7 protein-coding genes and 1 pseudogene are annotated in these 10,131 nt (G+C 61.2%); 6 read left to right on the top strand and 2 right to left on the bottom strand.

Features of this window, described 5'->3' with window-relative positions; translation table 11 throughout:
* The first annotated feature begins 32 nt into the window (after positions 1–32).
* Entirely contained in the window at positions 33–1,895 is a 1,863-nt protein-coding gene (locus tag EHO51_RS19610; RefSeq protein ID WP_124740525.1) for a DUF262 domain-containing protein, read from the top strand.
* 343 nt (positions 1,896–2,238) lie between these two features.
* Positions 2,239–3,012: an ArdC family protein gene (locus EHO51_RS19605; RefSeq protein WP_124740524.1), complete on the top strand. Its 774-nt coding sequence runs from the start codon at positions 2,239–2,241 to the stop codon at positions 3,010–3,012.
* A gap of 21 nt (positions 3,013–3,033) precedes the next feature.
* Here EHO51_RS19605 and EHO51_RS19600 read toward each other — a convergent pair whose 3' ends face one another.
* Positions 3,034–3,831: a carbon-nitrogen hydrolase family protein gene (locus EHO51_RS19600; protein WP_245435130.1), complete on the bottom strand. Its 798-nt coding sequence runs from the start codon at positions 3,829–3,831 to the stop codon at positions 3,034–3,036.
* A gap of 278 nt (positions 3,832–4,109) precedes the next feature.
* On the opposite strand from EHO51_RS19600, the gene EHO51_RS19595 reads away from it, so the two are divergent.
* From EHO51_RS19595 to EHO51_RS19580, 4 genes and pseudogenes are all read left to right on the top strand, one after another.
* Positions 4,110–5,324, top strand: coding sequence for a site-specific integrase (locus EHO51_RS19595; RefSeq protein ID WP_124740522.1), 1,215 nt, complete (start codon positions 4,110–4,112; stop codon positions 5,322–5,324).
* Complete coding sequence (locus tag EHO51_RS19590) at positions 5,321–6,265, top strand: tyrosine-type recombinase/integrase (RefSeq protein ID WP_124740521.1); 945 nt, start codon at positions 5,321–5,323, stop codon at positions 6,263–6,265. Before EHO51_RS19595 ends, EHO51_RS19590 begins: the two co-directional genes overlap by 4 nt.
* Complete coding sequence (locus EHO51_RS19585; RefSeq protein ID WP_124740520.1) at positions 6,262–7,254, top strand: tyrosine-type recombinase/integrase; 993 nt, start codon at positions 6,262–6,264, stop codon at positions 7,252–7,254. The genes EHO51_RS19590 and EHO51_RS19585 overlap by 4 nt, the downstream gene beginning before the upstream one ends.
* 110 nt (positions 7,255–7,364) lie before the next feature.
* A pseudogene (locus tag EHO51_RS19580) lies at positions 7,365–7,640 on the top strand (zincin-like metallopeptidase domain-containing protein); the annotation flags it as partial.
* Positions 7,641–7,703: 63 nt separating this feature from the next.
* On the opposite strand, the gene EHO51_RS19575 reads toward EHO51_RS19580, so the two are convergent.
* Positions 7,704–10,118 carry a type IV secretory system conjugative DNA transfer family protein gene (locus EHO51_RS19575; protein WP_124740519.1) on the bottom strand — a complete coding sequence of 805 codons (2,415 nt, stop codon included), beginning with the start codon at positions 10,116–10,118 and terminating at the stop codon, positions 7,704–7,706.
* Positions 10,119–10,131: the final 13 nt, after the last annotated feature.

Raw genomic sequence — 10,131 nt, 5'->3', positions numbered from 1 at the left:
CGCCAAGGCTACCCTTTTTCATGGGATTGCTCATGGACGTTCATAAGTCTTCTCTGCTCGCTGTTTTCGACGCCAAGCAACGCCTCGAAGTGCCGTTATTCCAGAGGCAATATGTGTGGGGAGAAGACAAGTGGCTTCCTCTTTGGGAAGACATCGAACGCAAATTCACCGAAGCGCTCGAAGGTCGAAAGGATGCGCCCAATCATTTCCTCGGCGCAATGGTTCTGGATCAGAAGCAAACCCCGACCGGCCATGTCGTGCTTAGGCAAGTGATCGACGGTCAGCAACGGCTCACAACACTTCAAATTTTCCTCTCTGCTTATCGCGATCTTTGCCGCGAACAGGAGTGCGAAAAACTTGCAGAAGAGTGCGACAAGTTTCTCTTCAACACCGGAATGATGGCAGACGAGGCCGTTGATTGCTTCAAAGTCTGGCCCACTCAACTCGACCGCCCGCAATTCATCGACGTTATCGCATCACGCTCCCGTGCCGAACTATTAAAGCACCATCCCCTTCGTCGCCGTCCCTATGCGCGGAAGCCCGATCCGAGGCCGCGTATGGTCGAGGCATATCTGTTCTTTTTCGATGCGCTGAAGGAGTTCTTTCTTGGCGAGGACGGAGAGCCGCCCCTTGCCGCAGACTTCCCCTTGAGTAGCAGGATAGATGAATGCTTCCAGACGCTCCGCAATGCGCTTATGGTCGTCGTAATCGACCTGCAAAAAGACGATGACCCGCAGGTCATTTTCGAGACCTTGAACGCACGCGGCGAGCCACTGCTTCCCGCCGATTTGCTACGAAACTACATTTTCTTCCGTGCGTCCCGCGAGGGCATGAACGTCGAGGATGCCTATAAAAAATATTGGGCGAGCTTCGACGATGAGTTCTGGCGCGAAGAGGTTAAACAAGGTCGCTTGAACCGACCGCGCAGCGACCTTTTTATGCAGCATTTTCTTGCCTGCTACCAAGGGCAGGACATTCCTATCAAGCATCTTTATCTCGAATACAGGCACTGGATCGAAACCGCCAAGCCGTTCCCCAATGTTGCGGCTGAACTGGACGCACTTTCCAGGCATGGAGGTTACTTCCGGCGCATCATCGTCCCTGAAAAGGGCGACGTGATCTACGACCTATGCACATTCCTCGACGCTTTCGACATCCGAACCACCTATCCATTGCTGCTGGCATTGATGGGCACCGACCTGCCGGACACGGAATGGCAGGACATTTCTCGCACCCTTGAGTCTTATTTGCTTCGCCGCGCTGTCTGCAATCTCGGCACGAAAAACTATAATCGCATCTTTCTCGCCCTTACTAGGAACCTCAGAAAAGACGGGTTTTCGGCGGCGAAATTACGCGAGCTTCTGATGGCCCAGACAGGCGAATCCGGCGTATGGCCGGACAACACAGCCTTCCGCGAGGCCTGGCTTCATAAGCCACTTTACGGACCGCTCAATAACCCGAAGCTCGTACACCTGTTCTCACGCCTCAACCAAACCTTCATGTCGTCCAAGTCCGAGGCGATCGAGTTCCAAACCACTCTTTCGGTCGAACACATCATGCCGCAGAATTGGGTCACTAACTGGCCTCTGTTGGACGGATCGAAGGGCATGGACCTTTTCGAGCTTTACGAGGCAGACGAGCAGGACCCCAGAGCCGCTGCCACGCGCAAGCGCGAAACGCTCATTCACACGCTTGGCAATTTCACGATCTTGAGCACAGGCCTGAATGCCGCGCAGTCCAATCTCGGCTGGAGCGAAAAGCGCCCCGCTTTGATGGCGCACTCTTTGCTGCCGATCAATCAGAGCCTTGCCGAGACGCCAGAGTGGAGCGAGCAGGAAGTGATCACACGCGGCGAGCAACTCGTTGCTCGTGCGCTTCAGATTTGGCAACGCTGACCAACCGCGAATGGGCCGTCAGGCGCGGAAGCTACCGGGTTCCCTTCGCGAAAAAGGTCTTCCTCGTGTGTCGCTGAGCGTTGAGCGCGCGCCGATAGCGCGTCTTTCCTTCATGGCCCTCGCGCTGCTCGCAGACGCCCTTCCGTTTTCTCTTCGCGCTCCTCCGCGCCGTCCGCCCTGACTCATCGGTCTATGCCTGGCAGGCGGATCCCCGCGCCGCAACGGCGTTGCCGTCTTCCTCTTCGTTTCAGCCCTGCGGGTGCGGCACTGTGCTGCCCCCTGCCTCTTCGGCGACCGATCAGGTCGCGGCGGTCGCGGCCGACCAACCGAAGAGGAAAGCCGCATGTCCCGCGAACCCAAACTAGACATCCATCAGGAAATCACCAGCCGCATCGTCGCCGCCATCGAAGAAGGCGCAGGCGAATTCCGGCTCCCGTGGAACCGTGGCGGCGCGTCCGGCCGCCCGCGCAATATCGCATCAGGCAAGCACTATAACGGCGTCAATGTCCTCGCCCTCTGGGTGGCCGCCCTGCATCAGGGCTACGCCCAGCCCATCTGGGGCACGTATCGCCAGTGGCGGGAGAAGGGCTGTCAGGTCCGGAAGGGCGAGAAATCCTCGCTCGTCGTCTTCTATAAGACCTTCACCGTCGAGACCGACCGAGAGGTCCCTACCGAGTCCGAGACGTCCGAGCGCTTGTTCGCGCGCGCGAGCTATGTCTTCAACGCCGACCAGGTGGAGGGCTACGCGGCGCCCGTGGAGACGCTTCCCGCCACTCCCCTCTTCTCTCCGATCGATGAGGCCGAGCGCTTCCTTGCCGCTACCGGCGCCCGCGTCACCGAGTCCGGCACGAAGGCCTGTTACCGTCCTTCGACCGATGACATCCTCATGCCCGATCGCATCCGCTTCGCCGGCAGCGAGAGCATGTCCGCAGGCGAGGCCTTCTATGCGACGCTCATGCACGAGCTGACGCATTATGCCGCGAACTGGATTATGCCGCATGGCCGAGCCTGGCGGCTTTCACCCCTGCTTTTGCCCATGCGGCAGTTCGGCATAATCCGCGCCATCAGGAACGGCGAGTATGGGGGTGGAAAGCGGACGTTGCGGTTTAGACGATAGCGCGAATCGAACACGCTCGGCTCAGTACTCGCCTCGGCGCGCGCTTCTCAGATCATCGACCGACCGCTCACGATAGATATTGCCTGCCCGCGCTTTGGCGCGCCAGGGCCGCGCCTTGTTTAGCGGCACATCATAGGCCGGGTTATCACGGTCGAGGGTCGCCACGGCAAAACCAAATTCCGCCACGGCCGGACACGCCGCCGAAACCACGCCATCCGGCCCGATAATGCCGGCGGGGCATTCATGTGCTTTCCGCGCGGCCGTGGCGCCGGCGATCCAGATGCAGTTCAATCCCGCATGCGCGCGCATTGCGATCTGGAAATGCTCCGGTATGCCGTAGGAGGCGAAGAGCACGGCATCGACGCCCATCTCTTCGTATTCGGCAAAAATCTCCGGAAACTGCGACTCGATGCAGATCGCACAACCGAACCGGTAGCCGCCGATCGCGAAGGTGATTGGCTCCGAGCCCGGCGTGTACCAGTCGCTGACCTCGCTGTGCGAGAGCAACCGCTTGTCATAGCGCGTCAGCAACGCCCCGGAAGGCGAGAAAACATATAGGCTGTTGTGCGGCCGCGGCGTGACGGTGAGCCGATGCGCGCCACCCACGGCGGCGGTGATACCGCGCTGCCCGCAAAGCGCGGCAATGTCGCGTAATTCGGCCTCCTGCGCCGCCCAATCGAACGACGCCCAGTCATCGGGACTGGCAATCTGCGCCTTAGCGTAACCCGAAAGCGCGCCTTCGCAAAAGACGATCAGCTGCACGCCCTCGGCAGCCGCGTCGGTGATCATCTGGCGAATGGTTGCGCCGTTGGCGCGCACATTCCTCGAAACAACGGTTTGCGCGGCGGCGATCTTCAAGACCGATCCTCTTAGCGGTGATTCTTTGCACGAGCAGAGTCGTCGCAAAGGTTGCGGCCGGCAACTGAAAAGACGCTAGAGAAGTCGGTCCCGGCGCACCTCTCGAAGGTTGCGCCAGTTGCCCATTAGACCCCACACGGCCCGAACGGCGGCTTCGGTGTCGCAAGCTGCCGAAAGTTGGTCAAAAGATACGGCATTGGCGTGAAGATTATCGCTCCAAACAACATGGAGCACAAGAAATGGAAATATCCGACCAGACTACCTGCCTCGATACCTACTTCGCATCGTTCGAGGAAAGCCTTTCATCCAGAAACTACAAACCCGAGACCCTGACGAATTACCGCTACCTGCTTCGACGCTTCGGTCGCTTGCTCGAAGCCGAGGGCATTGCGCCGTCAGCGTTGACTCCAGACCTTGCTGTCGCGTTGGGGCGGCGGTTGCCGGCCACACCAAAGAGCCAGGTCAAGACTCCCAATCTTGCCAGGCTGTTCGTTGCGCACCTCATTGAGATAGGAGTGGCGACACGACCACCACTTACGCCCGCGCAGGCCGAACGCCACGTACTGCTTGGCAACTTCGAAACCTATCTTCTGCGGCAGCGCGGCCTCAGCCCTCGCTCGGTCTATCATGTACTCCGCTTCGCGGATCGCTTTCTCCATCATCGCTTCGGCGACCATATGCTCGATTTGCCGACGCTGAATGCCCGGGATGTCGTGGCGTTTATGGAGCACCTTCTCAAGCGCCCGTTCCGCGACAAGACACCAGCAACGCATCTGCGCAGCTTCTTCCAGTATCTGTTCGCACAGGGCCTCACGACCACAAATCTATCGCTGTGCGTCCCCAGGGCTCACAAACCTTGGGGTGCAAGGCTCCCTCGCTATCTGTCGCCGGGTGAGGTAGAGGCCGTTCTGGCCTCGGTGCGCACCAATCCACGGCATGGCTCCAGGGACTACGCAATGCTGTTGCTGATGGCACGCCTTGGCCTGCGCGCGCCAGAGGTCATCGCTATCCAGCTGGATGACATAGACTGGCGCGCCGGTGAACTGCTGGTTCGCGGAAAAGGGCAGCGCCATGACCGACTGCCGATCCCGCCAGACGTGGGCGAAGCGATCATCCGGTATCTACAGGAGGAGCGAACCTCAACGACCACGCGCACGCTGTTCGTGACGCATCGGGCACCAAACCGTCCGTTCAAGGACGGCCAAGTCATCAACGCCATTTTGAAGGAGGCGTTCGCGGCGACGGGCGTGAAGCCGCCGACACCCTACGTGGGATCGCATGTTCTGCGCCACAGCCTGGCGACGAACATGGTTCGCGCCGGCGCCTCGTTGGAAGAGATCGGCGATCTGCTGCGGCATCGATCGCGGGCTACGACGATGATCTACGCGAAGCTTGATGCGGATGGCCTGCGTTCCATAGCCCAGCCTTGGCCGGTCGCGGAGGTGGCACGATGAGCTTCCTTGCCGAACTCGACCGCTACCTGACCGTCAGAAGGCAGCTCGGTGCCGATCTGAGCACGGATGAGCGGATACTACGTCGCTTCGCCATCTTCGCCGACCGCGACGACGTGAAGTACGTCAATACCAACCTGATCATGCGCTGGCTCGAGAGCTTGCCCTCTGCCAGTCCCGGAACTCGGGCAACACGCTTCAGGGTAGCTCGCCAATTTGCCGAATGGTTGCATGGCATAGACCCCAAGCACGAAGCCCCGCCCCGGGGACTGGTGCCCGGTCGCGTTCAACGCGTGCATCCATATATCTATAGTGAAGCCGAAATCGTTGCGATTATCGAGCATGCGCTGACACTGCCATCGGTCTACGGCATGCGTGGCCTGACCTGCTCGACGCTCTTCGGCCTGATCGCCGTGACCGGACTTCGGATCAGCGAAGCTCTTGGTCTCGACCCTACCGATCTCGATGTCGAATCCGGCGTGCTTCATGTCCGTCAGGGGAAGCTCGGCAAGGAGCGGTTGCTGCCGCTGGACCTGAGTGTCGTGCAGCGACTGGAAAGCTACGGTCGCGAGCGGGACCGGCTGCTCGGACGTAGTCCGGAAGCATTCTTCGTGACCTGCGAGGGGCATCGTCTTGGCGATTGCGGTGCGCGCTACAACTTCGCGCATGTATGCCAGCAGATCGGGCTGCGAAAGCGGCAGCCTTATCTTCGGCACGGCCGTGGACCACGAATCCACGATCTTCGCCATACCTTCGCGGTGCGTACCATGCTGAGCTGGTATCGGTCGGGCAAGGACGTCGGCCGCGAGATGATCAAGCTCACGACGTGGCTCGGTCATGCGAACCCCGCCCATACCTATTGGTACCTGGAAGCGGTCCCGGAACTGCTGGAGTTGGCCTCCGCTCGGATAACAGACGCGGCGACGGAGGGGGAAACCCGATGAAAGCGACCAACTTCCCCGCGCTGATCCAGCGCTTCTTCACCGATCGGCTCTGCACGCAGATGGAAGCGAGTCGCCACACCGTCGCTGGCTACCGGGACACATTCCGGCTGCTGATCCGGTACGCAAGCTCACGATGTGGAAAGCCGCCCACGAGGCTGACGATCGAAGACCTCGATGCCGATCTTGTTGCCGACTTCCTGACTCATATGGAAACGGCGCGCGGCAACACCGCACGCACCCGCAATACGCGTCTTGCCGCCATCCGCTCGTTCTTCCGCTACGTGGCATTGACCAACCCGAACTGGCTTCTTCATTGCCAGCGCATTCTCTCAATGCCGAACAAGCGGTACGTGAAGCGAAGCGTGACGTTCCTTGACGCTGAGGAGATAGCGGCGCTGCTGGCTGCGCCGGATCGAACGACGTGGGTGGGGCGGCGTGATCACGTCCTGCTGGTGCTTGCACTTCAGACCGGGTTGAGGGCGTCCGAACTGATCAACCTGCGCTGCAAGGACGTGATCCTCGGCACCGGGGCTCACATCCGGTGCATCGGCAAGGGACGAAAAGAACGCAGCACGCCTCTTCGTAGTGATACGGCCAAACTGATCCAGGTCTGGATAGGCGAACGCGTTGACAGCGACGGGCCGCTGTTCCCGTCGATCCGGGGCGAGCGGCTCAGCCGTGATGCTCTGGAACATCTGGTAGGCAAGCATTGCCTCACGGCATCGCGGGCCTACCCGCGCCTCGCAGGTAAACGCGTCACGCCACACACCCTGCGCCATAGTACCGCGATGGAGCTGCTCCATCACGGCGTCGATCAATCCGTGATCGCGCTATGGCTCGGGCACGAATCCGTGGAAACAACCCAGATTTATATCCACGCCGACATGCGGCTGAAGCAAAAGGCACTGTCGAAGGTCGCCAGTCCAGAAACGCATCCCGGGCGGTATCGTCCCAGCGACGAACTGCTCGCATTCCTCGAAGCGCTCTGATTATGCCGAACCGCCGCATGGCCAAGAGCAGGCGTAATCGCCGCCAAACTTGGCCATGCGGCATAATCCGGCTTACGGCATAATGACCGTTATGCCGATATCGGCATAAGACGCACTGGACGGGCCATGCGTCACGCTGCGGGCGCGATCTCAAAAACCGCTTCGGCTCGGAAGCTTACGCGATGGAAGAGCTGGTCGCCGAACTTGGCGCGGCGTTTCTTTGCGCGGATCTTGGCGTCACGCCGGCGCTTCGCCCCGATCACGCCAGCTATATCGCCAATTGGCTGACCGTCCTCAAGTTCGACAAGAAGGCGATCTTCACCGCCGCCTCCAAGGCGCAGCAGGCCGCGAATTATCTGACGTCCCTCGTCGGCGAGCGCCCATAGGGCGCCGAATCAACAATCGGCGGAATGACAACGCGGCGGCGCTCGCAGGCGTAGACCATTCGATTATTGCTCAGCGGTCTCCGCCTCCAAAGCCCTGGTCAGCGCCGCTAGATCGCCGGGCGTCGGCGTATCAATGAACAGCTCCGCTTGAACGCTTAGCGCGTCGACAAGCGCGCCGAGTTTGGCCGCGTCATCTTTCGCGGCGCGCGTCGCGGCCGACTTCGCGACTTCAGCCGCGATGTCCGATTGTCCTTTTACTTCATTCAACCGGTCCAGCATGTCGTCGCCAACGCGAACCGCCGGGCTCTCAGGCAAGCCGCTGTCACTGGACGCCGCGCCATTTGCGATCACCGCTTCGAGTATCGGCCCGGGGCTGGCGAGGGGCGCCGTAGCGACAGCAGCTGCCCCTTGTGGCGTGGCCGCCGCGCCGATCGCTGGCGCCAATTGGGCGCGTTCATCATTCAACAGCCGCCGCGCCGAATAGACTTCCTGCCTTAGAGCCGCTGTCGCGGCTTCGGGTGAAGGCGCCTTTGCGAATATCCGCCTTCGGGTTGCGCGCAGCTCGCCCAAGCGCGTCGGCGCCATCCGCAGCACATTCAGCAGGTCAGCCGTAGCGGCGTTCCCGGCTTCGGTCATCGCGCGCACAAGCGCCACCTCGAAGGCCGATGCGTCGAGATAGAGCGCCCGCGCTTCGCGCATGACACGATCTTTCGCCACAAGATGCTTGAACCCGCCCGGCGCGCCCGGGGCGACCGTTTCGATTTCGCCGCCGTCCGCGTCCGTCACGTCAGGAATGGCGATCCGATGCGCGAACCCCCCGGCGGCCTCGACCAGTCGCTTGAACCGGGCTTCCTTGAAGAAATGCGCCTTATCGATAACGGCGCCATATTCGCCGCGCACCAGCAGCACCGCCTTCGTCACATCGAGGCGGCGCATCGCCTCGCTCGTCATCAGCGGCTCCAGCTCCCACTTTCCTTGCGTGGTGCGCGTCGCCCTGCCCTGCGATCCGCTGAAACCGGCCCCAACCGACGTTCCCCATCCTTCCCGGCGGACGTAGTGTTTTCCGAGTTCCTCGGCGCAATAGCGCGCCGTTGTCTCATCGCCGACGCCGATGAGCAGTTTCACGTCCATATTGCCGATGAGCATGTCGCGCGTTGGCTTGCCATAACGAACGTCGAGCTGCGTCAGGCCTTGGGCGATGACGGCGATCTGAAAGCCGTAACCGGCGACGAGCGGCGCGCGATCGACAATTTCAGGCATGCGTCCGAACTGAAAAAATTCATCGAGCATCAGCAGCAGCTTATGCGGCTCATCGAGACCGGGCAGATTGCGCAGCAGAACGTCGTGAACCTGTTGGACCAGCAGCCGCACGACGGCTTCGACGGCCGCAAAGTTTCCAACGGGCGTTCCGATCAGGATCGTGAACGGCCGGCGGCGCAGCTCCGCAATGTTGAAATCGGACCGGCTTGTTGCCGCGTCGACCAGGCTATTGTTCCATGGCTCCAGCGCCGTGACGATGTGCGACTCGAATGACTGGCGCTGCTTTTCTTCGCGGCTGATATGCTGGCGAAACTTGTCCTGAACGAACGCGTTGAGTTCGGGCTCATTCGCCAGAATATTCGCCATCTCCGCGACGAGCGGCCGACCCCGGCTGAACATTTTCAGCGCCGCCTTGATCGTGCGCCCTTCGATCGGCGGCTCGCGCGCGTCAAGGACATAGGCCAGTAGACCCGCAAACAGCCCGCGCGCGGTTTCCGCCCAATAGGGATCGCCCGACTGCGGCAGCGGAATCAGGCTGTGCGCGATATTCGCGACATCGGTCGCCCGTTCCGGCCATGGCGACACGAGATCGAGCGGATTCCAGCAATGCGATTGCGCAGAGCCCGGCGAGAACATGAAGACGTCCTGCCCCAGCGCGGCGCGGGCCGCGCCGATCTGGTCCCACATTTCTCGTTTGATATCGAGGCCGATCAAGGAGCCGCGCCATTCGATCGCGTTGGGGAGGACGAAACCGACGCCCTTTCCCGAGCGCGTCGGGCCGTTGAGGTAAATGTGACTGGCGCCGCTATAGCGTATGTCCTTGCCGTTGAAGCGGCCGAGGAAGACGGAATAGCCGGGCCGGCCGTTCAGCAGCCCCGCCTTGCGCAAATCGCGTTCGGTCGCCAGCCGGGCGCCGCCGGACGGCTTACGCGCCCCGCCCAGCGACCCCAACGCCTGCGCCAATCCGAGCGTCACGAGAGCCAGCGCGATCAGACCACCGAGGACGGCCTTGATCGCGAGCTGATGAACTACGGGAGACGCCCATTGCTGATAAGCCACTTGCGCGGGCAAGATCAGCTCAAAGCCAAGCGAAAAACGTCGCCACAGCTCCCAGGACTTGGTTTGCAGGCCGACTAGCGCCGTGAAGGACGCCTCCCACGCGAAGAAGGCGCAGGCAAGGGCGATCAGCCCGATGATCCCATAGGCGAGAGCTCGCATGACTCGCCCTTTC

The sequence above is a fragment of the Methylocystis rosea genome (assembly GCF_003855495.1).
Taxonomy (GTDB): Bacteria; Pseudomonadota; Alphaproteobacteria; order Rhizobiales; family Beijerinckiaceae; genus Methylocystis; species Methylocystis rosea_A.
Note: the sequence above shows the minus strand (reverse complement) of the source record. Positions and strands in the feature narration are given on the sequence as shown.

Bases quoted from the DNA above. Each gene is read 5' to 3' on its own strand.
- EHO51_RS19575 (WP_124740519.1), bottom strand. From the start codon at position 10,118: ATGCGAGCTCTCGCCTATGGGATCATCGGGCTGATCGCCCTTGCCTGC.
- EHO51_RS19595 (WP_124740522.1), top strand. From the start codon at position 4,110: ATGGAAATATCCGACCAGACTACCTGCCTCGATACCTACTTCGCATCG.
- EHO51_RS19590 (WP_124740521.1), top strand. From the start codon at position 5,321: ATGAGCTTCCTTGCCGAACTCGACCGCTACCTGACCGTCAGAAGGCAG.
- EHO51_RS19605 (WP_124740524.1), top strand. From the start codon at position 2,239: ATGTCCCGCGAACCCAAACTAGACATCCATCAGGAAATCACCAGCCGC.
- EHO51_RS19585 (WP_124740520.1), top strand. From the start codon at position 6,262: ATGAAAGCGACCAACTTCCCCGCGCTGATCCAGCGCTTCTTCACCGAT.
- EHO51_RS19610 (WP_124740525.1), top strand. From the start codon at position 33: ATGGACGTTCATAAGTCTTCTCTGCTCGCTGTTTTCGACGCCAAGCAA.